We start from the raw sequence: 24,436 nt of genomic DNA, 5'->3' as shown, positions 1-24,436 counted from the left end.
GGCCCGGCTACCGACCGAGCAACCGTCGCAGCCGCGAAGTGATGTCGAGGTTTCGCCGGGCGAGGATCACCGTGCTCTCAGCTCCTTCGCCGACCCGTTCGGGAATCGCACCGAAGACCACGCGCTGGAGCAGTCCCTCGCGCGTCGCGCCGATGACGGTCAAGTCGTGGTCGGCTGACTGTTCGGTGATCGCCGCGACGACATCGTCATCCACGACGACCGTCGCCTCGCCGTCGATACCCGCGAATTCGTCGAGCGTCGCTTCGAGTGCGGCTTCGGCGGTTTCGCGCTCGCTTTCGGCATCGACGACACGGAACAGTTCGATGCGTGCGCCGGTCGCGCGCGCGACCGAGCGGGCGACCTCGCCGGCCAACTCCGCGTGTGGCCCGCCGGCGGTCGGCAGCAGTATCGACCCCACCGTCGGGGTGTCGGGATCGATGCGCTCGACGAGCACGTCGCAGTCGGCTTCGGTGACCACCGTATCGACGGTACTGCCGAGGACGACCTCCCGGCGGCGCGCCCGCCAGCCACCCCAGCCCATGAGGACGGCGTCGGCGTCGTACTGGTTGATGGTGTGCAGCACGGCGTCGTCGACGTGGTGGGCGATGCGGACCGTCCCGCTGACCGGGACGTTCGTGGACGATTGCTCCTCGCCGGCGTCGGCGGCCGCGGGACCCCGTCCGTCCGTGGAGAGTCGTCCCGTGTTCTCGTCGGCAAATCGCATCGCCCGATTCAGCACGTCACGGCGCTCGTCGACGTACTGACGGCCCTCCGAGAGCGGCGTCTGGTCCGGCAGGTCGACGACCGAGAGCGCGAGTATTTCGCCGTGTCTGTCTTCGGCGATGTCGGCCGCCGTCGCCATCAGCTGTTCGGCGTGGTCGGGGTTGGCGATGGGCACCACGATGCGGTACTCACGCTCGTGGCCCGACGGGTTGCGCTCGGCCACCGCTGTGGGCGTCTCGCGCTCGATGGCTGCCGTCGAGGGCGCTCCGCCCTTCCACACGAACCAGAAGCCCACGCCGACGAGCTCGGCGAACAGCCCGAGCGCGAAACTCGACGGCTCGACGTTGACGAGCAAGACGAGGTTTGCGATCACCGCGAATGCGGGCACCCACGGGACCGCCGGCACGGTAAAGCCCCGCTCGACGTCGGGGAACTTCCGGCGCGAGCGGACGACCGCGAGGTTGACGACGATGAGTCCGGTCAGCAGCATGAAGTCGGCGAAGTGGGTGATGGCCTCGATGCCGAGGTGGAGTTCCGCACCCACGAGCGGCAGCGCGACCGGCAACTGGAGGACGGCCTCGCTCTCCGGACCGCCGCCGAAGATCACGGTGAACAGAAAGATGTACACTAGGATGATTCCGCCGGTGAGGAACACCGACAGATATGGCGTGTTGAACGAGGAGTGCAGTTTCTCGAAGCGGCTGGGAAGGTGGTCGCGGCGACTCATCGCCAGTTTCACGCGCGAACCGGCGAGGATGGTGGCGTTGGCCGCCGCGACCATCGAAAGCAGCGCGCCGACGATGATGACGTAGAAGCCGACGGGCCCCAGATAATACTGGGCGGCGTACGCCATCGACACCTCACCGCTGTTGGCGATGAACTGCTGGGCCGAGACCCCGCCGAGGTCGACGTTGGCCGCGAGGAACTGGAGGAACTGTGCGTCGTTGACGGCGAAGACGATGACGAGCACGACGAAGGCGTAGACCACCGAGACGAAGCCCATGCTGAAGAAGATCGCCCGCGGGATCGTCCGGCCGGGATCCTCGATCTCCTCGGCGTTGGTGGCGATCGCCTCGAAGCCGAAGAAGGTGATAAAGACGAGCGCGCTCGTCACGCCGATGTCCCGGAGGTCGGCGAACCCCTGTGAGTTCGCCGCCAGCGAGGTCATGATGACCTCGGTGTCGAACGCCTGGAGACCACCGTAGAGGAAGAGGAAGATGAGTGCGACCTTGAGCGCGGTGATGACGATCTGGAAGAGACCAGTTTCCTCGGTGCCCTTGAGGTTGATACCGACGAGGAGCACGAGCACGCCGACCGCCGACAGCCAGTACGGCGTGGCCTCGGGAATCGACAACAGTGGGTAGATGAACCGGTAGAACCAGTCGCCGAAACTCGCCAGATAGAAGGCCGCACTCGCGGGATAGCCGAGGATCATCGACCACCCCACGATGTACGTCCAATCGCGGTCGAACGTGTTGGCGACGTAGGCGTAGCCGCCGCCGCTTTCGGGATACAGCGAGGCGAACTCGGCGTAGGCGAAGGCGGTGAACGAGGCGACGAAGGCCGCGAGCAGGAACGAGGCGATGGCGAGCACGCCGACGTTCGAGACCGCGAGCCCCGAGAGCACGAAGATGCCGGCGGCGATCATCGTCCCGACACCGAGGGCGACCGCACCGACGAAGCCGATGTCGCGGTCGAGTTCGGTCTCGACGCCGGCCGTATCCCCGCTCATGGGGCGTACCTCATCCGTCGGGGTGAAAAGTGTTCACATCCCGACAGCGGTTCGATCGGGTGTCTGTGCGCCAGCATCTCGTGCAAGGCTACCGTTTTTGGCAATCGCGTCCACACCGCGGATAGATGGTAGAGCACACGCGGACGTTGGATTTCAAAGTCGCCTTCGCCATCGGTCTCGGCACGATGATCGCGGCAGGGATCTTCTCGCTGTCCGGTATCGCGGTCTATCAGATCGGCTCGACCGCCGTGATCGCGTTCGTGCTCGCGGCCGTGGTGGCGGGCATCACCGCCGCGACCTACTCGGAGTTCGCCTCGATCTACTCCGAGAACGGCGGCGGCTATCTCTTCACCTCTCGCAGCCTCGAAGACCGCGACCTGCTGACGTACGCCGTCGGCGTTTCGCTCTTTCTCGGCTACTGTGGCACGACGGCCTACTACCTCGCGGTGATGGACGAGTGGTTTTTCAGATTTCTCATCCCCGAGACGCTCCACGTGCTTCCGCGCGGGACGTTCGGCGTGCTCGTCGCCGTGCTTTTGGGCACACTCAACGCCCGCGGCACCGAGGAGTCGGGTACCTTTCAGGTGCTCGTGACGAGCGCGAAGGTCGTCATCCTTGTGCTGTTCGTCGGCGGGATGTTCGCGAGCGTCGGTATCGGGCCGGCCATCGGCGAGTTCGCCGGGGATTTCCAGTTCGCCCCAGTGGGGACGGGCTCGGTGGCGGCGCTCGCATTCATCACCTTCTTCGGTTTCTCGGCCATCGCGGCCTCGGCGGGTGAGATCATCGAGCCGAAAAAGACCGTCCCGCGGGCCATCGCGGCCTCGATCGTCACCGTCACGGTACTATATACGTTCGTCATCATCGCGATGGTCAATATAACCAATGTCTCCGGTCGGCTCATGCGCTCGCCCGACCAGATCCTCCAACTGGGTGAGACCGCGATGGGGGCGGTCGCACAGGCGTTCATCCCGCTCTCAGTCGCCGGCGTCCCGGTGGGAACCTATCTCATCGTCGCCGGAGCCATCTTCTCGATGGTGTCGGCATCGAACGCCTCCATCCTCGCCGCATCGGGTATCGGCTCGCTGATGGGCCGACAGGGCCACGCGCCCCGCCGGCTCTCGCGGCTTCATCCCACTCACGGCACGCCCTATCTGAGTACCGCGACGGCCACAGGCTTGGTCGTCACACTCATGCTGGCGTTCATCACGCTGCTCGGCGAGCACGGTCTTGCCGGCCCGCTTTCGGTGGGATTCGAGGCCACCGTCGCCGGCTTCGACATCGCCATCGAGGAGTTCTCGCTGGGACTGAGCACGCTGAATGGCTTCGCCGTCCTCAATCTCCTCCTGCCGCTCGCGGTGGTCAACGGCGCGCTCATCTACTCGCGCCGCCGCCATCCCGACATTGAGCGGGGCTTTCGCGTGCCCGGCGTCCCCATCGTTCCGATACTCGGCATCATCGCCAACGTCGCGCTCATCTACAACCTCCCGCCAGTGGGCATCGCCGTCGGTCTCGTGCTGGCAGCGGTGCTCGTGATCGCGTATCTCGTCTGGGGTGGCGCACCCGACACCGAGGACCTCTTCGAGCGCGTCACCGAGCCGACCGAAGTGACGAGCGCGAACGGCGGCACCGACGAGTCCGACGAACGCTTCCACATCCTCGTCCCGGTCGCCCGCCCCGACCGTGCGCCGACACACGTCCGTCTCGCGGCGGCGCTCGGGCGGGTCGTCGAGGGCGAACCGTTCGTCCACGTTATCAACACCACCCGCATCCCCGAACAGACACCCAACGAGATCGTGACCGACGACGCCGAAAAGCGCGCCGAGCGCCTGAGTGACGTCCTCGCTGCGGCCGACATCGACGTCGACTACTCCGTGGAGGGCCACATCTGCCGTGACATCGCCTTCGACATCCTCCAGACCGCTCGCGAGGACGAAGCCGACCTCGTCCTGATGGGCTATCCCGAAGACCACGAGGAGGTCACCGAGCGCGTCGAGTACGAGGCCCCCTGTGACGTGCTGTTCGCGAACGGCTTCGACGAGTCGATCGACGTCTCGCGGGTGAACGTCGGCGCGGGTGGCGGTCCACACCACCGGGCGCTGCTCTCGCTCGTCCAGCGCATGGGCGACGCCGGCTCCGAACTCCACGTCATCAGTGTCGAGCCGGGTGAGGAGGGCGGCACGGCCGAGAATCTCGACGACACCCTCGGCCCGCTGTCGGGGAGCGACGTCGTGCAAGTCCACAACGTGTCGGCCCCGAACGTCGCCGAGGGACTGGTCTCCACAGCTAAAGAGAACGGGGGCATGCTCGTCATCGGCGCGACCCGCACCCGCCGACTCCGGCGCTGGGTGTTCGGCAGCACGCCCGACAGGGTAATCGATCTCGCCGAGGAGCGCGGCGTGCCGGTCATCGTCTATGCAGGCACCACGGGGCTGACGGACACCATCGGCGACTGGTTGTTCCCGCTCTATCGGTACTACCGCAAGTTCACCCGCCGCCGATCCCGGGGGACGCCGGAGGGTCGGTCGGGGTCGAGTGCGAGTTCGGACACGTAAGCGACTCATCGCTTCATCGACTCGGATGGTACTCGCACCGAGTAGTCACTCCTCGAACTCGGTGCGCTCGACGGACGAGAGCGCACCCTCCCCGTGATGGGTGTCGCGGTAGTGGGCGCGATAGCGCGCGAGTTTTCGATAGAGGAAGTAGCCGAAGAAGCCGTCGTAGAGCACGACGAACCCGAGGAGGGTAACGAAGTTCGGGAGACCGAGCACGATGGCCGCAGCAACGGGAATCCAGGTGAGCGTGTTGTAGGTCGCGTGGATGAGCGCCGCTATCAGGAGTCCCTTGACGATGATCGGCCCGGCGTTCTCGCGGTTGAACTTCGCCAGCCCCAGATAGTAGCCCGCAAACGCCGAGTAGATGACGTGACCCGGACCGGCGATGGCCCGTGCGGGCGTAATGCCGCCGCCGGCACCCAGCACGTTGCCGATGACGGGATTGTTCACGGCATCGGTGATATAGAGAGCGTTCTCGATGGTGGCGAAACCGAGTCCCGCGACCGCACCGTAGACCGCGCCGTCGATGACCGCGTCGAAGCGCGGACTCCGATAGGCGTAGATGCGCACTGCGAGCCACTTCACCGTTTCCTCGACCGGGCCGACGACGAGATAGAAGAACCAGACCGAGCCGACGACCGGAACGACCTGCAGAACGCTGCCGATGCCGTTGATGATGGCAGCAAAGCCCGCAAAGAGCACGCCGAGCGCGAACGTCACCGCGAGCAGCGAGAACGGTTCGGTGGTCGTGCTGTCGGTCCGCCAGACGTAGGCGACGAGCGCGAGCGCCGGCAGGAGCGACAGCAGCGTGAACCCCGTCACGACGGGGTCGAGGATGCGCGGCAGATTACTGCCCGAGACGATCACGGCGAGAATCACGACCGCACCCAGAACCACCAGCCAGCGCACGGTCGCGCTCAGAAACCAGTATATCCAGACCGCAATCCTGTCGAGGGGCGTGCGCACCTCCCACGTCGTGACGTCGTAGCTGTCGCGGGACCCGTCGTCGCGCGATTGGATCGGGTCCTGACTGCGCGCCATGTTCATCTCTCGACCGCCGGGGTCTAACCATTATCCCTCCGATATACCCGTGTGATTACACACCATTACCAGACTTAGGCGTAAATTCATATCCGTCCACGGGAACGAGTCGTCATGGCACACAGCACGACCCGCGGACTGTTGTACACGGCACCGCCGGAAGCGGAAAGCACGGAACGGACACCGAACGCGAAAGCCGACCGGGCGAACCGTGGGGCCGTCGCCGACGATTGAGTTTCGACTTACCGAGTCGCGATTCGGTCAGGCTGACTCCATCTCGACGTAGCGGACGCGCACGTGAACATCGTTTGGCGCGTCGAGCGGACCGGGAAGCGAGAGGTCGCCGACCGCCTCGGCGACGCGACGTTCGAGCGGTGGCGCGAGGCTCGGGGTCGCATCGCCGGTCGGTCGTCCGGCGACGACGACGACCCGCGTCGGCTGGCGCGGCGGCACGGGGTCGTCGTAGCGAAAGCGCACGTCGAGCAGCGTGAGCTGGGTATATCTCGGCTGGTCGAGCAGTCCCTCGACATCGCCGCGAACCTCCTGTTCGAACGACGCCGTTCGGTAGGAGTCGTAGGTGACGACGCCGAGAAACGCCGACAGCACGAGGATGGCGGCGACGAGCGCGACGACGCGCTTTCGCGTCGCCAACCGGGCGTCGTCCTCGCGAAACCAGTGGTCGGGCCGATAACCCATGTACCAGAGCACGACGAGTGCCGTGAGATTGATCGAGAGCGTGTTCACGAGCACGAGCACCGACGCGCTGAGTACCGGAGCCGGCCGCCCCCACGCGATGGCGATGCCGATGACCCCCAGTGGAGGGACGAGCGCGGCGGCGATCATCACGCCGACGAGCGTCGCCGAGACGCCGGTGGCGAGGCTCACGCCACCCGCGACGCCGGCCCCGAGCGCCACCACGAGCGCTAGGAAGTCGGGTGCGACGCGGATGTTTATCTGCTCGATGAGCAGGACGTCGGTGCCCGGTGGCACCGTGTTCGTCACGCGCATGAGCGCGGCGAAGAGTGTCGCGGCGACGACCGCGATCCCGAGACCGAGCGCCTGCAGTTTGACCCCGCGGCGGAACATCGGCTGGTCGTCCACAACGGTGCCCACCGAAGTCGCCATCGCCGGCCCGATGAGCGGCGCGATGACCATCGAGCCGACGACGACGGCCGCATCGTCGAGGAGGAGACCGGCGGTGGCGACGACCGCGCTCACGACCGTCATGACAAGGTACGGCCAGAAATCCGGCGCGAGTTCGGCGGCACGGGCGTGGATCTCCTCGCGGGCGATGCGTTTGTCGGTCTCGTCGTCCTCCTCGTAGCGCTCCTCCAACTGCTCGAACCGGCGCGAGACGACGGTTTCGGCGTCGACCACGATGGTGTAGGCGTCCTCGTCGATGCCCGTCTCCCGAAGCCGATCGAGCACCGGTTCGACGGCGGTCGTCGGCAGCGGAAAGGAGACCACACCCGTGAACTCCCGGCCGCTGGTCTCCTCGGTCAGCACGTAGTCGATACCCTCGTCGTCGAGTTCCGAGAGCACCGTCTCGCGCTTGCCCGCCGGGATGGTCACCTGAACGAGTCGCACATCGGTGGGTCTCGGGCGGTGGTCAAATACCCCGCGGTCGACCGCTGGACGGCGAAGGTTAAACCCCCGCGCTCGATACAGCAGGCATGTTCGAAGGACGTCCCGAGAGAGATGCCGAAGTCGTCTTCTGTGGTCGCTCGAACGTCGGCAAATCTACCCTCCTCAAGGAACTCACCGGTCACGACTTTCAAACGGGTAAGAAGCCGGGCGTAACCCGCTCGCCGGGCCACTACGACTGGGTTCCCGAGGACTTCGTCCTCACCGACCTGCCGGGCTTCGGCTTCATGTCCGGCGTCGAAGAGGAGGTCCGAGAGCAGATCAAGACCGACGTGGTGCGCTACATCGAGACCAACAGCGAAAAAATTCTGGTCGGCGTGCTCGTCGTCGACGCCAACAGCGCCGTCGACATCATCGACCGCCACACGGAGCGCGGTGAGATTCCCCACGACGTCGAACTCTTTGGATTCCTCGCCGACGTCGACGTTCCCACGGTGGTCGCGGTCAACAAGATGGACAAGGTCGACGACCGCGACGCCCGACTCGACGCGCTCTGTGACCGCCTCGGTCTCCCCTCGCCGTGGCAGCAATGGCAGGACACCATTGCACCTGTGAGCGCCAAGCGCGGCTCGATCGGCTCGCTGACCGACGCCATCCGCACCCACCTCCACGCCCAACAGCGCGACGACCTGTTCAAGTTCTTCTGACGCACCTTTTTACACGGGGTCCTCGGTCGCGCTACACGCTCCCTCGAACCCCGTCCAAAAATCTGCTCTAAAAACTCCCGCTCACTCGCGCCTGCGGCGCTCGTTCACGGCGAACCGCGCTCGCATTGCTCGTGCGGATACCTCACCGCAACGCACAGCACCGCCGAAGCCCTCGCGCCCTCCGGGCGCTCGCCCTTCATCCGCCAGGAACAGCGACCGCACCGCGACTGCGACCGCACCGCAGTTCTCACTCGTCGGCGAACAGTTCGTCGACGGCCGACTCGGCCGCCAGCACGGCCTCCTCGGCGACCATCTCCGGGTCGGGATCGTCCGGTGCGTTCAAATAGACGTCGAGGTCGAGGGTCCCGTCCTCGAAGCGCACGGTCACGTCCAGATCCTCGATCTCGGAACTTTTGTAGCGCGAGAAAACGAGTCCTTCGGCGGCCTCGCTGGCCGTTGCGACCACTTCCTCGTCGGTCGGCATCTACCCGCCAGCGCTCGGGCCGCCCGGTCCCATACCGCCCGGGCCACCGGCACCGCCGGGACCGCCGCCGCTCAGCATCTCCTGCAGCTCGCTCTGGAGCTCCTCGAACTGCTCTTGGACGCGGCTCTCCTGTTTCTGGAGGGTCTCGACGCGCACTTCGAGGCTGGAGACCTTCTCTTCGAGGTCCTCTTCGGCCTCCTCGTAGTTCGTCTCGATGAGGAGTTCACCGACCTCGCGGTACATCGTCGTCCCCTCGTCGAGCTCGTCGAGTTCGTCGAGCGCGGTCTGGGAGTCGGTGAGCTGGCTCTCGGCTTGCTGTTTCTGGGCGGCGACCTGCTGGGCGCTGTCCTGGAGGTCCTGTAGCTCCTCGATTTTCTCCTGTGCTTCCGGCGGAAGGTTTCCCTGCATACCCGCTGTCTGGGTGGCCGGAGGGAAAAACCCCCGTTTCTCCGCCCGAACCGACTCGCCGGCGAAACTGTCGTGAGTGGGTCCGATAGGGGCGCTGCGTCAGGCTTTCGACCGACCGGTCAGCGCCACCACCACGTCGGCATCAGCGGCGAGCACCCCGCGCTCGCGGTACGCTTGGAGGGCGGCCGGCGCGACGGCGCTGGTCGGCTCGACGGGAAAGCCTTCCCTGTGGAGGCGTTCGTGTTCGCGGTCGGTCGTCTCGGCGTCGATGGCAACGACCTCGCCGTCCGTCTCCGCGATGGCCGTCTCGACCTCACCGGCGCGCACCGGCTCGCGGATGTGGATGCCGTCGGCGCGGTGGTTGTCGCCGCCGGAGTCGTCGGTGAACGGCGCGTAGCCGGTGGCCTGTGCGCCGAGCAGCCGCGGCGATTCGTCGATCCAGCCGGCGTCAGAGAGGGCACGAAAGCCGCGGTAGAGACCGAGGAACAGCGTGCCGTGGCCGAGCGGGCAGACGACGGCCTCGGGCGCGTGCCAGTCACGCTGAGCGGTGATTTCGAGGGCCACAGTTTGGGTCCCGGTGTAGAACGACGGTCGCCACGCGTGGCTCGCGTACCAGCCCGCACCCGACTCGACGGCGTCGATGGCCGCCTCCGTCACGTCCGCTCTCGACCCCTCGATACGGACGACCTCCGCACCCGTGCGCTCGATGGCGCGGAGTTTCGCCGCGGTCACGTCCGCGGGGACGTAGATCTCGCTTTCGAGACCCGCGCGGGCCGCGTAGGTCGCGATCGCAGTCCCGGCGTTGCCCGACGAATCCTCGACGAGGCGTTCGGCCCCGCAGGCGAGTGCCCGCGAGACCGTCAGTGCCGCACCACGATCCTTGAAACTGCCCGTGGGCGAGACGGATTCGAGTTTGAACGCGCAATCCCAATCGGGTGCTTCGACGAGCGGCGTCCAGCCCTCGCCGAGCGTGACGCGGCGCTCGACCGGGAGGAGGTCGGAGAACGTCCAGAGGCCATCGCGGGTGTCGAGGGTGGCTGGCTCGGGTGCGGAACCGTCGGGCAGCGGTCGATCGACGAAATCGAGGGGCTGCTCGCACGCACACCGCCAGCGGTCGGCGTAGCGATTGCCGCAGACGGCACACTGGAGATCGGATGACATACCGCTCGAACGCGTGTCGCGAACCAGTATCTGACGGTCCAGCGCGGTGTTTTTGTGCGGTTAGTGGGGCGGCCGCGGTGCGGTGCCTGGCGGATGAAGGGCGAGCGCGACCAGCGGGAGCGCGAGGGCTTCTGCGTGCTGTGCGGTTTGCGAGGGCAGTCGTGTCCGCGCGAGCGAAGCGAGGTTCGGCCGAAGGAGAACCTCGAAAGCGAACGGCGAACGTAGTGAGCCGTGAGTAGCGAGCGCGGTTCACGAGAGACGCTTCGCGTCTCTCTGGTTCTCGTTCACTCCTTGCGGTCGTTCACGAGAACACCGCGAACAAGCGCCGCAGGCGCGAGTGAGCAGGTGTTTTTAGTCCAGATTTTTGGACGGGGGTTGAGCGCGCCGGAGGCGCGCGATCCCTCCGTCTAAAAAAGTGGAAACGAAGTGGGTGTGTCAGCGCTCGTCGATCGGGACGAATTCCTCGTCTTTCGGGCCGACGTAGCGGGCGCGTGGGCGGATGAGGCGGTTGTCCTCCTGGTATTCGAGGACGTGGCCGACCCAGCCGCCGACGCGGCTCATGGCGAAGATCGGCGTGTACATATCGAGGTCGATACCGAGTTGGTAGTACACGGTACCGGAGTAGAAGTCGACGTTGGGTGCGAGCCCTTTCTCGGGGAAGTTCTCCTCTTCGGTGAGATACTCCTCGATGGCGGCGGCATAGTCGTACCACTTCTTCTCGCCGGAACTCTCGCCGAGGTCTTTCGATTTTTCGGTGAGGATCTCGGCACGCGGGTCCTTGACGTTGTAGACGCGATGACCCCAGCCGGGGATCCGACGGTCATTGTCGATCGCGTCGCGGATCCAGTCGGTGGGATCCTTTTGGCTCTCGTCGAGTTCGAGCAGGGTTTCCATGACGTCCTGATTCGCCCCGCCGTGAAGCGACCCGGCGAGCGCGCTGACCCCACCCGTGACGGCGCTGTAGGTGTCGGCGAGCGTGCTGGCGATGACCATCCCGGTGAACGTCGAGGCGTTGAGACCGTGGTCGGCGTGGAGGATGAGCGCCATGTCGAAAGTCTCGGCGGCCACGTCGTCGGGTTCCTCGCCGTTCAGCATGTAGAGGAAGTTCGCGGCGTACGAGAGGTCCTCGCGGGGTTCGATGGGATCCTGGCCGTTGCGCAGGCGATCGTAGGCCGCGAGTATCGTGGGCACTTTCGCGGCGATGCGGCGGCCCTTTCGCAGTGAGGCGTCGAGGTCCTCGGGATCGCTCTCTTCGGGCTCGCTCGCCGACAGCATCGAGACCGCGGTTCGCAGCGCGGCCATCGGGCGTTCGTCGGCGGCAGCGAGGTCCGAAAGCGTCGAGATGACCCCTTCCTCGACGGCGTACTCGGCGGATAGCTCCGAGACGAACTCGTCGAGCGCGTCGCGGTCGGGGAGTTCGCCGTGCCAGAGCAGATAGAGGACCTCCTCGTGGCTCGCCTCGCGCGCGAGGTCTTTGATGTCGTAGCCGCGGTAGACGAGTCGCCCGGCGTCGCCGTCGATGTAGCTGAGCGAGGATTCCGCGACTAACACGTCGTCGAGGCCCTTGTGGAGGTCATCGGCCATACTAGAGAGTTCGGACCTTCCGGGAAAAGCATTACCGTTGCGCCACGGCAAGTTTTTGCCATCCCACGTCGAATCTTCGCCATGCAACGGGAGGTCGGCTACGAGCCACGGAGCGTCAAACGGCTCCTCGCGGAGATGAAGGACATCGCCGAACTCATGATCGACCTCTCGTATTCGGCGGTACTGCTCGACAACGGGGAGGTCGCCGCGGAGGTGCTCGAACTCGAAGCCGAGATGGATGTTCTCCAGCTCAAGACCCGGATGAGCCTGCTGATGGCCGCCCGCAGCCCCGACGACGCCGAGGCGCTCGCACCGGTGATGGGCATCGTCGGCGCGACCGAGAAGGTGAGCGACGCGACCGGCGACATCGCCAAGATCGTCCTCGAAGAGATCGGTCTCCCCGAGGCGATCCGTGGGGCGCTGCCCGAGGCCATCGAGACGGTCGTGCGCGCGCGAGTCGCTTCCGACGCGCGCTTTTCGGGGCTGACCCTCGGCGAACTCAACCTCGAAAGCGAGACGGGCGTGCGGGCGATCGCGCTGCACCGTGCGGGCGAGTGGGTGCTCAATCCGGACCACGAGACCGCGCTGCGAGCCGACGACGTCGTGCTCTTTCGAGGTCCCGAGGAGGCGCTCACGGGCGTCTATCAGAGCACCACGGGAGCGGCCTACATCCCACCGAACCCGCCCGAACCGGCTATCGGAGACTTGGAGCGCGCGACCGATTCGGTGGTACTGATGAAGAACATGAGCGAACTCGCCGTCGATCTGGCCTACGGCGCGGTGCTGTTCGACAGCACGGACCTCGCCGACGAGGTGGTGAATCTGGAGGCCGAAGTCGACGCGCTCCAGGACCGCTTCGAGGCGTGGACGCTTCGGGCGGCGAGTCGCGTCGACGACCCTGTCTCGCTGCGCGGGCTGGTCCACCTCGCACGCAGTACCGAAGTCATCTCCGATGCGGCCGTCGAGATCAGCGAGGGCGTCCTCAGAGGCATCGGCTCCCACCCCGTCATCGCCGAGGCCGTCGGCGAGTCCGACGAGATACTCGTCCGGCTGACCGTCGCGCACGACAGCGACCTCGACGGCGCGACCCTCGGCGGGAAGATGGTCAAGACCGAGACCGGAATGCGCGTCATCGCCGTCCGGCGCACAGGTCGAGAGGACGTCACCGACGAGTCCGTGACGAAGGAGACGGTGACGCGGGCGCGCGACGAGTGGGAGGTCTCGCCCGGTCCCGAAACCGAACTCCGGGTGGGCAACGTCCTGCTGGCGAAGGGACCACGCACGGCCGCCGAGCGACTCGACGCGCTCGCTGGTGAGTGAACGACAAGAATCGACAGTCAGTCAGCGCTGTCGTACGGTCCGAACGTGGTCGGACGGTACACCGTTCCGATACCCAACAACAGCATGAACAGACCTGTGGCCAAATTGATAACGTCGTACGGTTCGATGGTCTGTTCGAGGAAGGACACAGCCGGCGACCAGAGAAGCGCGACCCCGAGCAACAGTTGTGAGGCGGCGACGAAGTGTCGCTCCCGTATCGGTCGCGTTCCGACGCTGAATCGGATTTCCAGCCCGGAGAGGAACAAAAGGAGTGCAACCAGAACGAATAGGAAAAGCTCGAAGTATTCAAGCAGCGTTGACGGGTCGAGCACGACGTACAGCGCTCCGGTGGCGATGAGCACCAACAATCCAATTCCGAAGCTCCAGTACCGCCACCAGTCGGGCATCGACCGGCGTTGGTTCATAGATCACACTCCACAAGGAGGAGCAATAAATGTTGCTCCAATGACGTCAGATAAATCGATCTGGAGGTTGCGAGACCGTGTAGGTTTGTATCCTCCATTTCACGGTTCGCGCGCGAGCCGATAGGCCGACACGAGCGTCAACCCGAGTGCGACGAGCGCGGCGACGGCGAGCGCGAGCGTCAGCGCCAGCAAGAGAAAGAGTAGCGGCGACCCGCGCGTGTCCGCCGACGGGCCGAGCAGTTCGAGGACACGATAGAGATAGGCGAGGAGCGCGACCGCGACGCCGCTGGCGAGGCCGATTTTCGCGTTGCGGGCGACCGACAGCGCCGCCACGAACCGGGCGGTCGGTGGCCGCTCGGGGGCGTTGCTCGACACGGGCGGACTACTCCCGGCACCGCCAAATCCGCGTCGGTTCGGCCCGAACATCGAACGCCTAAAGAGCGTCCGGAAGCCGTATCCGACAATGACGAGCCTCGGAACTGCGAGCGCCGCTCCCGGCGAAATCGACACCGGGCGACTGCCGGTCGGCGAGACGCGCGACGGCGCTCGAGCGGGGCTGCCCGTCTGTGTCGTCAACGGCGCGGAGACGGGCAAGACACTCTACGTGCAGGCCGCGAGCGACGGCGACGAACTCAACGGCGTCGGCGTCGTCCGGGAACTCGTCCCCCGACTCGACCCCGCCGACCTCGCGGGCACGATTTTGCTGGTGGGTATCGTCAACATCCATGCCTTTCAGGTGGCCGAGCACCGCAACCCCATCGACGACACCAAACTCAATCGAGCCTATCCCGGCGACGAGCACGGCACCTCCTCCGAGCGCATCGCCGCCGCGACCTTCGAGGTCGTCCAGCGGGCGGACCTCGCGCTCGACCTCCATCAGGGGTCGACCAGCCGGATGATCCACGAGACCCGGGTCCGCTGTGGCCCGCGCCACCACCTCCACGGCGAGTGTCTCGACCTCGCACGGACCTTCGACTGCGGCCACGTTCTCGACCAGAAGGGCCCCGATGGGCAACTCGCCCGCGCCGCCCCCGACGAGGGCGTCCCCACCATCGACCCCGAACTCGGTGGCGCAGTCGGACTCGATCCCGAGAGCGTCCGCACGGGCGTCGAGGGCGTCGAGAACGTCCTCGCCGCCTACGGCTTTCTCGACGGCGAGACGGAGCGGCGAAAACAGACCCGCGCGACCGGCTTCGAGCAGTACGGCGCGCCCGCCGGCGGGCTCGTCGATTTCACCGTCGAACTCGGCGACCGCGTCGAACGTGGCGACCGCCTCTTTCGCGTGACGGACGTCTTCGGAGGCGTGAAAGCCGAGACGACCGCCGACGTCGACGGCGTGTTCTGGCGCACCCGCCGGCTTCCCCAGGTGGCGACCGGCGAGTACGTCTGTTCGGTCGGCACGGACGTCGATACCGTCTGAGACCACGGCGGACGGTCGCTTCGGTGCTCGCCGGACCATCGTGTTCGAGCGGTTGAACACGCGGTGAAGTCGGATGGCGAACACGTCTCGGCGGCCGAGGACGGAACCCATTTCATCCCGCCGCGACGAGATCGAGAGAGTGCAGCGGTTCCCGAATCCGATCCGACTCGTGGTGTACTGGGTGGGGCTGGCGCTGGTGCGTGCGGGCCTCATCGAGCGCGAGCGCGCCCGCCGGACGACGAACCTCGCGTGGCCGCGCATCGTGACCGGACTGGCGAGGATGTCAAAGGAGGCCGCCGACACCGCGATGGTCGGCGTCGCCATCGGCACGGGAGCCATCGCCGGCGTCGGCTTCGCCGCCCCCTACTGGGGGATGGCGTTCGCGCTCGGCGGCGGGCTCGCGAGTGCCACCATCGCGCTCGTCTCGCAGGCCTACGGGGCGCAGAGGTCGATAGGGCAGGCGGTTCGGTCGAGCGTCGTCTGCGTGCTCGTGCTCACGCTGCCGGTCGCCGCGCTCTTTTACACCGCTCCGAGCGCGCTCGTCGGCGTGCTCAGCGACGATCCACAGGTGATTGCTCTCGGCGCAAGCTACCTCGAAATCGTCGGTTTCGGGATTCCCTTCGCCGGATTGAATCTCGTCGGAAGCCGCACGCTCGTCGGCACCGACGACGCGTGGACGCCGATGGTCGTCCGGGCGGGCGGGGCCGTGCTGAACATCGCGGTCAACGCCGTCCTGATCTTCGCTCTGGACTACGGCGTCGCTGGCGCGGCGGTCGGGACCGTACTCGCAAACGTCGCCGTCACCGCGACCTTTCTGACCGGATTCACGACCGGTTCGGTCCCGCTGATCGGCGCGTTCCCCGTCACCGTCGACCCGTTTGGGACCTATCTCGACCGAGAAACCATCGGCCGGCTGGTGCGCATCGGAACTCCCATGATCGGCAAGAACCTCGTGTGGCGACTCGGCGAATTTCCCCTGTTGGCCATCGTCGACGTTTTCGGGACGGCGGTCGTCGCGGCGTTCGTCGTCGCCCAGCGCGTGCGCGACCTGCTCAACACGCCCGGCTGGGGCTTCGGTCTCGCCTCCTCCAGTCTCGTCGGCCAACAGCTCGGCACGGGCGACGAGGGGACTGCCGAGGCGTACGGCCGTGAGGTCATCCGCTTCGGCGTCGCCGTCTATCTCGTCTCGGCGATACTCGTCGCGGTCTTCGCCGACCCGATCGCGGGTGTGTTCGTCGGCGACCCCTCGAATCCGGCGCTGCCGGTCGCCGTGGTGCTCATCCACGCCACCTGTGTCGGCATCGTCTTCAAGGGCCTCTCGCGGACGGCGACCGGCCCGCTCAGAGCGAGCGGCGACACGCGCTGGCCATTTTATGGGCAGGTGCTCGGCTACGTCGTCGCACTGCCGCTGGCCTACGCGGGCGCGACGACGCAACTCGGGCTCGGTGGGTTGGTCCTCGCCATCGTGACGCTGATGGCCGTCCCCGCCGCCGTCAACTACTATCGCTTTTCGAGCGGGGAGTGGAAGGCCATCAGCCGGGGCTACCGGCCCGCGCGCGCCGGGGACTGACGAATTAGGCCGACCAAAACGCTTATAGAATTAGGTCCACCTAACATTCGGTATGGCGGTTCCTTCCCCGCAAACGAGCGCCGACGACGAACCCACAGCCTCCGACGGGCGCGTCTCGATACATACGACCTCCCCCGAGCGAAGCGTCTTCATCGAAGCGGACAACGCCGACGGCTGGATCTCGACGGATACGACCGTGTCGCTCGAACGCTAAAAAACGGGTTCTCGGTCTCAGTGCGTCGCTTCGTCGAGCACCAGCGTGTCGTCTTCGAGGTAGTGTTCGAGGTGGTGGGCGTGTTCCTCGTAGTCAGTGATGGCCTTTCGAAGCACCTCCTCGGAGGCGTAGTCGCCGAGACCGTTGGTCAGCTCGATGTGGTCGCGGAAGTGTTCGACGATATCGCCGAACATCTGCATGTCGTTGCGCAGTGAGGTGCGCACGTCGTAGACGTCCTCGCCCTCGAACTCGACATAACTATGGTCGGCGAGGTTCGTCGGACCGGCGACCGGGACGCCGCCGAGAGCCTGTGCGCGCTCGGCGATGACGTCGGCGTGGTGTTCGACGTCCTCGTAGGCCTCTTGGAGGTAGCGGTGGAGTTCGAGGAACTCCGCGCCCTCGCCGTTCCAGTGGTGCTTTTTGAGCTGGTGGTAGAGCACGTACGACGCGGCGAGGTCGGCGTTCAGCGCGTCGACGACCTGTTCTGCGCGCTCCGCTTCGACGCGGAGCGCCGGCGATTCCTCGACGGTGCCGAACTCCTGACGGAGGTCTGACTCGGATTGCTGGAAGCTCATTACAGTCATCAGTACGGCCACACGTCACTTAAACCTTGCCTTCGTGAAAACAGATTTTCGAGAAATAGAAAAATCAGTTTGTCGTGTCGGAACGAGTGGGACGGTCGTCCCCGGAAATCCAGTCCGATGACGGTCGTCGGCGAGGTCAGCTCGGCGAGGTTCGTCGACTCTCCGACCGAAACCCATAAACTTTTTTCGGCCAGCCTAAAACACATGTCGGAGTTAACGGCTGCGGGTTCGACGCGGCGTCGGGTGCTCGAGATCGGCGGACTGCTCGCCGGTGGGTCGTTCGCGGGGTGCACGGGCGGTGAAAACGACTCCGAGACGAACGACACCGCCTCGGGGCGCGCGAACGCGACGAACCGTGCCAATTCGCACGCGGTCGAAGCGGCCCCGATGGGGACCGTCGCGTTCGAAGAAGTCCCGCGATCCCTGTTCGTCGGCTTCCCGCAGTACGCGGACATGGCGGTCGCGCTCGGCCACGGCGACGCCGTGAACACGATCTACAGCCCCGAACTCGCTGGCGAGGTGATGAGTGCGTACACCGCACGGCTGAACGGCGTCTCGCCGAATTGGTCTGCGCTTTCCGATCCGCTTGCCGACGGTCTGAGCAAGGAACGCCTCTACGAACTCGATAGTCATGTGCACTTCCTCGACCCGGCGTACGTCTCGACACAGCAGAACTGGGGCGCGTCGGACATCGACGAGATCGCCGGGAACGTCGGCCCGTGGTTCGGGAACTTCTACAGCGGCACGCACGACGACCCGCCGAAGCCCTACCGGGATAACTACCGGTACTACTCGCTCTGGGACCTGTTCGGGAAGGTCGCACGGGTGCTTCGAGAGCAGGAGCGTTACCGGAAACTCAAAAGTATTCACGACGGCGTGCGCTCGACGATTCGATCGAACCTCCCGTCGAAGGCGGAGCGACCGACCGCCGTCCGCGTCACGCTCAACGCGGACAACAGCGCCTTCTACACCTACCATCTCAACCGACCCGGCTACTGGCTGGCCGACACCCGACCGCTCGGGGCGCGGGACGCCTTCGCCGAAAAAGAGTGGTCGAGTCTCTGGGGCGAAGTCGGCTACGAGACGATGCTCGAAGCCGATCCCGACGTGATCTTCCACCTCTGGAGCGTTTCCTCCCAACACGACCTGAGCGACGTGCGAAACCGAATCACGAACACGCCGGCCGGGAGAAAGCTCACCGCCGTCCGGGACGACCGCCTCTATCCCGGCGGCATGCGCTATCAGGGACCGATCATGAACCTCTTCCAGTTGGAGATGACCGCGAAACAGCTCTATCCCGACCAGTTCGGCGAGTGGCCCGACTACGCGAGCGGCGAGCCGTATCCGAAGATTCCGGCCGGCGAGCAACTGTTCGACCGCGGGAAGGTCGCCCGTATCATCGACGGGACCGCGTAGCCGGCCTCCGCTTTAGGCGGGCCGAAATCGGAAGCCTTTACCATTGTTTCGGCGAGCCTAAAACATATGCGACGACGACGCTTTCTGGCCGGGACGGCGACCGGGACACTGCTCGCCGGCTGTGCCGGTGGCGAGGACGCATCCGGCGGGAACAGCAGCGAAACGACTGCCACGGCGACCGCCGAGACCGATTCGACGGCGAGTGGATCCGACACCGGCCGTTCGTACAGCGTCTCGATGGCTCCGGTAGGAGAGATCGAGTTCGACGGCGTCCCGCGGACGTGGGTGGCGAACAACGGCAGCTGGGCCGACATGGGGGTCGCTCTCGGTATCGAACCGCCGAAGGCGCTTTGGCTGCCCGAACGCTACCACACCCAGTATTACGACGGAATCCCCGGCGTCTCGGTGGATACCTCGGGGATGACTCGCCTGTTCGGCGACGGTGGCGGCGTGAGCAAGGAGACGTATTACCAACTCGACGGCGATGTCCACATCCAGGACCCGAACTTCCTGCTCAACCGGGCCAAAGGCTGGAAACGGGCGGATATCGACGAAATCGCCGAAAACGTCGCGCCGTTTCTCGGTAACACCGGCTTTTCGCGGGGCTACGCGTGGCACGAGGACTATCGGTACTACTCGCTGTACGAGGCGTTCGGAAAACTCGCGGAAGTGTTCGAACGCGAGCAGCGCTACGAAGCGTTCTCGAAACTTCACGACGGGTTCCAGTCGCGGCTCTCCGAGGTCGCCCCACCGAAGGGCGAGCGTCCGGCGGCCGCCATCCTCTGGGCCGAAGGTAACCAACCCGAGCAGTTCAGTCCGTATCTCATCGACGAGGGAACCAGCTTCAAGCAGTGGCGCGACCTCGGTGTCCGAGATGCGCTCGCCGAAACCGACGTCGAGGATTTCCACGGCTCCAGAGCGCACCTCGATTACGAGACGCTGCTCGAAATCGATCCCGAAGTGTTGCTCCTGCGCGGCCACGAGGACCAGACCGCAGAAGAGTTCCAGAACACAGTGGTTCGATTTCTGAGAGAGCACGACGTCGCAGGCAGCCTCACGGCCGTCGAGAACGACGACGTCTACCGTGGCGGCCCGCTGTATCAGGGCCCGATCACGAACCTCGTGCTCGCCGAACGTGCGGCGAAGCAGCTCTACGGCGTTTCGCGGGAACTGTTCGACCGCCAGCGAGTGGCGGACGTCGTCGCCGGGAGGGTCCAGCGATGACCGAGGGACCGGAGGCGAAGGGACTGTCGCTTTCGCGCAGGGCGTCGCTCGGAGCCGGTGGTGCGCTCGTACTCGGTGGGTTGCTCGCCGGCTGTACCGGCCGATCCGACAGGAGCGCGAACGGGACGAACGGTTCGACCGACTCCGGCACCCGAGCCACAGATTCGGCGACCGACAGCACGACACCCGGTGGTGCCGGTGGTTCGTACAGCGTGTCGATGGCTCCGATGGGCGAGGTCACGTTCGATGGCGTCCCGAAGCGCATCTTCACGCGCCTGACGCATCTGGCCGGCATGGCGTTCGCGCTCGGGCGGGGTACCGACGTGACGGCGATGCACTCGCCGGAGTACTACGACGCGCTGTGGAACCAGTTCACGCCCCGCCTCGACGGCGTCTCGGTCGACTGGAGCGGTCTCTACTCCTCGTGGAACCCGAGCAAGGAACAGCTCTACGAACTCGACAACGACGTGCATCTCGCCGACCCGGCGGGCGTCGCCTCGCTCCACGGCTGGACGACCGACGACCTCGACGAGATCCGGACGAACGTCGGTCCGTGGTTCGGGAACTACTACAGCGACAGACACGCGACGCCGCCCGACGAGTGGGCCGACGAGTACCGGTACTACGGGCTGTGGGAGATGTTCGAGAAGGTCGCACAGGTGTTCGGCGAGAACGCACGTTACGAGGCGCTCGCGTCCGTCCACACCCGGCTACGCGAGACGATCGCCGACGGCCTGCCGCCGTCCGGCCGACGACCGACGGCGACGATGGCGCTGCCGCGCGACCTCGACGAGATATACGTCTACAAGGTGACCACACCGGGTTTCCTGACGGCGCACACCCGACCGCTCGGCCCGGCAGAGGCGTTCGGCGGCGACGTCGCGTCGGGGGATACGGTCGACGTCGAGGGGCTGCTGGAGGCCGACCCGGACGTCCTCTTCGGACTCGGCGGCATGCATCCGGAAACCGATATGCGGAGGGTTCGCCGGCGGTTGCGGGAGGACCCGGTCGGAAAGCGGCTCTCGGCCGTCGAGAACGACCGCGTGTACGCTCAGGGGGCGCGCTATCAGGGACCGATACTGAACCTCTTCCAGTTGGAGATGACCGCGAAACAGCTCTATCCCGACCAGTTCGGCGAGTGGCCGCGGTACACGAAGGGACCGTACCCCGAACTCCCGGCCGACGAGCAACTGTTCGACCGGGAGCGCGTCGCCGACGTCGTCAACGGGTCGTTCCGGCGATGACCGGCACCGACGTCGACGTGGCCATCGTCGGTGGCGGGCCGGCCGGCTGTTCGGCCGGCGTGTTCACCGCGCGATACGGTTTCGAGACGGTGATCTTCGACCGCGGGCGCTCCTCGCTCCGGCGGTGTGCCCACCTCGAAAACTACCCCGGATTCCCCGCCGGGATCGACGTCGAGACGTTCTACGAACTGCTGCACGACCACGCAGCGCGTGCCGGTTGCGGGATCGTCCCCACCCTCGTCGAAGCGGTCGAACGCGGGGACGGTGGATTCGTGCTCGAAACGCAGGACGGTCGCCGAGTCACGGCCGAGCGGGTCGTCGCGGCCACGCGCTACGGTGGCGAGTATCTCTCACCCCTCGACGACGCGATGTTCGAAGACGACGGGAACGAGCGGTTCGACCGGTCGTCCGCCACCGAGGACGGCAGAACCTCCATAAACGGTCTCTACGTCGCCTCGCCGTCGGTGGCGTCGGACAGACAGGCCATCATCGCGGCCGGCCGCGGCGCTCGCACTGCGCACGCCCTCATCGCCGACGCACGGCGCGAACGCGACTACCCCGACGCGCTCGCTGAGCAGTACGACTGGCTGCGCCGGGAGGGCGAACTCACCGGCGAGTGGCGCGAGCGCGAGCGGTGGCGCGAGTGGTTCGACGAACACGCTCCCGACGACTGGAGCGGCGAGCGGCGAGCGGCCCGCCGCGAGGCGGCGATCGACCGTCGGCTCGCGGAGTTCCTCCCGGCGGCCGAGCGCGAGCGGCGCGCCGTGGACGGCCACGACCGGCTGCTCGACCACATCGACGACGAGCGGATCCTCGCACGCGCCCGCGAGATCGAGCGGAAGTCGTCAGGGGTGGGGACGTAGCGATGGCGGACGACGCATCGACCGCCGCTCCCGCATCCCGCCGGGAGCGGCTGCTCGACTGGGTCGACGGTCCGCTGGTCGCGCTCTGTCTCGGCAGCGTCGCCATCGTCGTCGTCGCCGGTCTCGTACAGGTGAGCTTCGGGTCGTACTCGATGACCATCGGGCAGGCGTGGGCCGCCGTCTTCGACCCCGCGGTGATCTTCGACCCGAACGCGCTGTCGGCGTTCCTGCTCGGCGGCGAGGTGCCCGAGATGGGGAGGAAAAGCCTCGTCGTCTGGAACATTCGCCTGCCGCGGGTGCTAGTCGGCGCGTTCGTCGGCATGAACCTCGCGGTCTCGGGGGCCATCTTTCAGGCCATCACCAGAAACGAACTCGCGAGCCCCTTCATTCTGGGCGTGAGTTCCGGCGCTGGTCTCGCCATCCTGCTCACGCTCGTCGTCTTCTCGGAACTCAGCGCGTTCGTCCCGCTGCTGGCCGCCGTCGGCGGTGCGGTCGCGTTCCTCGTCGTCTACCTCATCGCGTGGCAGGGTGGAACCTCGCCCGTACGGCTGGTGCTCGCCGGCGTCATCGTCGACATGGTGTTTCGCTCGCTCCAGCAGGGACTGTTCCTCTTCGCCGACGACCTCGGCGTCGTCCAGGAGGCGCTGGCGTGGACGACCGGCTCACTCACCGGTACCGACTGGGCACAGGTCAGGGTGATCCTCCCGTGGACGGTGATTGCGGTCGGGCTGGCGCTGGCCGCCGCCCGTCAGCTCAACGTGTTGTTGCTCGGCGAGCAGACGGCCAAGGCGCTCGGGATGAGCGTCGAGCGGGTTCGGTTCGCACTGGCCGGCGTCGGCATCCTCGCGGCGGCCGCGAGCGTCGCCGTCGCGGGCATCGTCGGCTTCGTCGGACTCATCGTCCCCCACATCGTCCGCACCATCGTCGGCAGTGACTACAGACGACTCGTCGTCGGCTGTGTGTTCGCCGGTCCGGCGCTGGTCGTCGCCGCCGACGTCGGCGCGCGCCTCGCGCTCAGCCCCGTCCAGGTACCGGTCGGCATCGTCACCGGTCTCGTCGGCGGTCCCTACTTCCTCTACCTCATGCGCAAGCGAGGCTCCATCGGCGAACTCTAAACCTCCGGCGACGGAAACGTTTATGTGATTTAGGCCCACCTAAACAGCCATGAGGGAGCGACGTGCCTTGCCGTCGGAGAATATGGTCCACACGGGTTCCGACGACGGACTGCCGACGGGTGGTGACGGTTGATGGTCGACACCGACGACGTCGCGCCCGACGGCGGAGCGGTCGTCACGAGCGAGTCGGTGTTGGAGCCACCCGGCGGCGTTCGGGACGACTCTCCAAGTGCTCTCGTCGCCGAAGAACTCGTGCTCGGCTACTCCGAGGATCGACCGGTAATCGACGGCGAGTCGGTGTCGATCCCCGAAAACCGCGTGACGGCGCTCGTCGGGCCGAACGGGTCGGGAAAGAGCACGCTGCTCCAGGGCCTCGCCAACCAGCTCGCTCCCGAATCCGGCGTCGTCAGACTCGACGGGCGGGAGATACAGTCGCTCGGGACGAAGGAGCTCGCCCGCAAACTCGGCTTGCTCGCCCAAGAGAGCGACCTCCCGGCGAGCCTCACCGTCGAAAGCCTCGCTATGCACGGTCGCTATCCCCACCGGGGCGCGTTCGAATCGCCGACCGACGCCGACGAGGCGGCCGTCGAGCGCGCGCTCTCGCTGGCCGGCGTCGACCACCTCCGCGACCGCGACCTCGGCAGCCTCAGCGGCGGTCAGAAACAGCTCGCGTGGATCGCGATGGCGCTCGCCCAGGACACGGAGGTACTGCTGCTCGACGAACCCACGACCTTCCTCGATCTCCACCACCAACTCGAAGTGATGGAGATCGTCGAGACGCTGAACGTCGAGAATGAGGTCACGGTCGTGCTCGTCCTCCACGACATCGACCAGGCCGCCCGGCACGCAGAACACATGCTCGCGCTCGACGACGGCGAAATCTACGCCCGCGGACCACCGTCGAAAGTCGTCTCCGAAGGACTTCTCCGGGACGTCTTCGGCGTCGCGGCGACCGTCGAACCGGGCGAGCACGGCCCGCACGTTACGCCTCATCGCGCGGTGCACGGCGATCGATCCGATTCGGTTCGCTAAGGGACGCTTTTTATCCCCACACACGATGGATTT

Annotated in this window: 23 protein-coding genes; 13 read left to right on the top strand and 10 right to left on the bottom strand. The window is 66.2% G+C overall.

Features of this window, described 5'->3' with window-relative positions:
- Positions 1 to 7: 7 nt before the first annotated feature.
- On the bottom strand, positions 8 to 2,455 hold the full coding sequence (locus ACP97_RS14135) for an amino acid permease (RefSeq protein ID WP_049998428.1): 2,448 nt from the start codon (positions 2,453 to 2,455) through the stop codon (positions 8 to 10).
- Between the two features lie 125 nt (positions 2,456 to 2,580).
- Here ACP97_RS14135 and ACP97_RS14130 point away from each other — a divergent pair, with 125 nt between their 5' ends.
- Positions 2,581 to 5,007, top strand: a complete 2,427-nt coding sequence (locus ACP97_RS14130; RefSeq protein ID WP_049998427.1) for an amino acid permease — start codon at positions 2,581 to 2,583, stop codon at positions 5,005 to 5,007.
- Positions 5,008 to 5,052: 45 nt separating this feature from the next.
- Here ACP97_RS14130 and ACP97_RS14125 read toward each other — a convergent pair whose 3' ends face one another.
- Positions 5,053 to 6,048: a PrsW family intramembrane metalloprotease gene (locus ACP97_RS14125; RefSeq protein WP_049998527.1), complete on the bottom strand. Its 996-nt coding sequence runs from the start codon at positions 6,046 to 6,048 to the stop codon at positions 5,053 to 5,055.
- Positions 6,049 to 6,309: 261 nt separating this feature from the next.
- A complete protein-coding gene (locus tag ACP97_RS14120) occupies positions 6,310 to 7,635 on the bottom strand; it encodes a TIGR00341 family protein (protein WP_049998426.1) in 1,326 nt (441 codons plus the stop codon).
- A gap of 86 nt (positions 7,636 to 7,721) precedes the next feature.
- Here ACP97_RS14120 and engB point away from each other — a divergent pair, with 86 nt between their 5' ends.
- Positions 7,722 to 8,339 carry a GTP-binding protein EngB gene (gene engB / locus ACP97_RS14115; protein WP_049998425.1) on the top strand — a complete coding sequence of 206 codons (618 nt, stop codon included), beginning with the start codon at positions 7,722 to 7,724 and terminating at the stop codon, positions 8,337 to 8,339.
- A gap of 247 nt (positions 8,340 to 8,586) precedes the next feature.
- Here the strand turns inward: engB and ACP97_RS14110 are convergent, their stop codons facing one another.
- The 3 genes from ACP97_RS14110 to ACP97_RS14100 all read right to left on the bottom strand — a co-directional run bounded on the left by ACP97_RS14110 (position 8,587) and on the right by ACP97_RS14100 (position 10,392).
- The gene (locus tag ACP97_RS14110; protein WP_049998424.1) at positions 8,587 to 8,823 is read right to left on the bottom strand and encodes a DUF3194 domain-containing protein; all 237 of its coding nucleotides are present in this window, start codon (positions 8,821 to 8,823) and stop codon (positions 8,587 to 8,589) included.
- On the bottom strand, positions 8,824 to 9,231 hold the full coding sequence (locus tag ACP97_RS14105; RefSeq protein ID WP_049998423.1) for a prefoldin subunit beta: 408 nt from the start codon (positions 9,229 to 9,231) through the stop codon (positions 8,824 to 8,826). It lies immediately after the preceding gene.
- Positions 9,232 to 9,330: 99 nt separating this feature from the next.
- Complete coding sequence (locus ACP97_RS14100; protein WP_049998422.1) at positions 9,331 to 10,392, bottom strand: pyridoxal-phosphate dependent enzyme; 1,062 nt, start codon at positions 10,390 to 10,392, stop codon at positions 9,331 to 9,333.
- 93 nt (positions 10,393 to 10,485) lie between these two features.
- On the opposite strand from ACP97_RS14100, the gene ACP97_RS21070 reads away from it, so the two are divergent.
- Positions 10,486 to 10,617, top strand: a complete 132-nt coding sequence (locus tag ACP97_RS21070; protein ID WP_272913452.1) for a hypothetical protein — start codon at positions 10,486 to 10,488, stop codon at positions 10,615 to 10,617.
- 210 nt (positions 10,618 to 10,827) lie between these two features.
- On the opposite strand, the gene citZ is transcribed toward ACP97_RS21070, so the two are convergent.
- The gene (gene citZ, locus ACP97_RS14095; protein WP_049998421.1) at positions 10,828 to 11,976 is read right to left on the bottom strand and encodes a citrate synthase; all 1,149 of its coding nucleotides are present in this window, start codon (positions 11,974 to 11,976) and stop codon (positions 10,828 to 10,830) included.
- Between the two features lie 81 nt (positions 11,977 to 12,057).
- Between citZ and ACP97_RS14090 the strand changes: the two genes are divergently transcribed.
- Positions 12,058 to 13,296 (top strand): potassium channel family protein, encoded by a 1,239-nt coding sequence (locus ACP97_RS14090; RefSeq protein WP_049998420.1) that lies wholly within the window; start codon positions 12,058 to 12,060, stop codon positions 13,294 to 13,296.
- Between the two features lie 17 nt (positions 13,297 to 13,313).
- On the opposite strand, the gene ACP97_RS14085 is transcribed toward ACP97_RS14090, so the two are convergent.
- On the bottom strand, positions 13,314 to 13,721 hold the full coding sequence (locus ACP97_RS14085) for a hypothetical protein (RefSeq protein WP_049998419.1): 408 nt from the start codon (positions 13,719 to 13,721) through the stop codon (positions 13,314 to 13,316).
- Positions 13,722 to 13,820: 99 nt separating this feature from the next.
- Entirely contained in the window at positions 13,821 to 14,096 is a 276-nt protein-coding gene (locus ACP97_RS14080; protein WP_049998526.1) for a DUF7536 family protein, read from the bottom strand.
- A gap of 88 nt (positions 14,097 to 14,184) precedes the next feature.
- Here ACP97_RS14080 and ACP97_RS14075 point away from each other — a divergent pair, with 88 nt between their 5' ends.
- From ACP97_RS14075 to ACP97_RS20490, 3 genes are all read left to right on the top strand, one after another.
- Positions 14,185 to 15,141 carry a succinylglutamate desuccinylase/aspartoacylase family protein gene (locus ACP97_RS14075; protein WP_049998418.1) on the top strand — a complete coding sequence of 319 codons (957 nt, stop codon included), beginning with the start codon at positions 14,185 to 14,187 and terminating at the stop codon, positions 15,139 to 15,141.
- Positions 15,142 to 15,280: 139 nt separating this feature from the next.
- Positions 15,281 to 16,711: an MATE family efflux transporter gene (locus ACP97_RS14070; RefSeq protein WP_049998525.1), complete on the top strand. Its 1,431-nt coding sequence runs from the start codon at positions 15,281 to 15,283 to the stop codon at positions 16,709 to 16,711.
- A 52-nt stretch (positions 16,712 to 16,763) separates the two neighbouring features.
- On the top strand, positions 16,764 to 16,925 hold the full coding sequence (locus ACP97_RS20490) for a hypothetical protein (protein ID WP_202593614.1): 162 nt from the start codon (positions 16,764 to 16,766) through the stop codon (positions 16,923 to 16,925).
- A 17-nt stretch (positions 16,926 to 16,942) separates the two neighbouring features.
- Here ACP97_RS20490 and dpsA read toward each other — a convergent pair whose 3' ends face one another.
- Positions 16,943 to 17,500 (bottom strand): DNA starvation/stationary phase protection protein DpsA, encoded by a 558-nt coding sequence (gene dpsA / locus ACP97_RS14065; protein WP_049998417.1) that lies wholly within the window; start codon positions 17,498 to 17,500, stop codon positions 16,943 to 16,945.
- Between the two features lie 213 nt (positions 17,501 to 17,713).
- Between dpsA and ACP97_RS14060 the strand changes: the two genes are divergently transcribed.
- From ACP97_RS14060 to ACP97_RS14035, 6 genes are all read left to right on the top strand, one after another.
- A complete protein-coding gene (locus ACP97_RS14060) occupies positions 17,714 to 18,925 on the top strand; it encodes an ABC transporter substrate-binding protein (protein WP_049998524.1) in 1,212 nt (403 codons plus the stop codon).
- 66 nt (positions 18,926 to 18,991) lie between these two features.
- On the top strand, positions 18,992 to 20,149 hold the full coding sequence (locus ACP97_RS14055) for an ABC transporter substrate-binding protein (protein WP_049998416.1): 1,158 nt from the start codon (positions 18,992 to 18,994) through the stop codon (positions 20,147 to 20,149).
- Positions 20,146 to 21,393, top strand: coding sequence for an ABC transporter substrate-binding protein (locus ACP97_RS14050; protein WP_049998415.1), 1,248 nt, complete (start codon positions 20,146 to 20,148; stop codon positions 21,391 to 21,393). Before ACP97_RS14055 ends, ACP97_RS14050 begins: the two co-directional genes overlap by 4 nt.
- Positions 21,390 to 22,256 carry an NAD(P)/FAD-dependent oxidoreductase gene (locus tag ACP97_RS14045; RefSeq protein WP_049998414.1) on the top strand — a complete coding sequence of 289 codons (867 nt, stop codon included), beginning with the start codon at positions 21,390 to 21,392 and terminating at the stop codon, positions 22,254 to 22,256. Before ACP97_RS14050 ends, ACP97_RS14045 begins: the two co-directional genes overlap by 4 nt.
- Before the next feature lie 2 nt (positions 22,257 to 22,258).
- A complete protein-coding gene (locus ACP97_RS14040; protein ID WP_049998413.1) occupies positions 22,259 to 23,371 on the top strand; it encodes a FecCD family ABC transporter permease in 1,113 nt (370 codons plus the stop codon).
- 132 nt (positions 23,372 to 23,503) lie between these two features.
- Positions 23,504 to 24,403, top strand: coding sequence for an ABC transporter ATP-binding protein (locus ACP97_RS14035; RefSeq protein WP_079977631.1), 900 nt, complete (start codon positions 23,504 to 23,506; stop codon positions 24,401 to 24,403).
- Positions 24,404 to 24,436 lie beyond the last annotated feature (33 nt).

The sequence above is a fragment of the Halococcus sediminicola genome (genome assembly GCF_000755245.1).
Lineage (GTDB): Archaea > Halobacteriota > Halobacteria > Halobacteriales > Halococcaceae > Halococcus > Halococcus sediminicola.
This window is presented reverse-complemented; position numbering and strand designations above follow the sequence as displayed.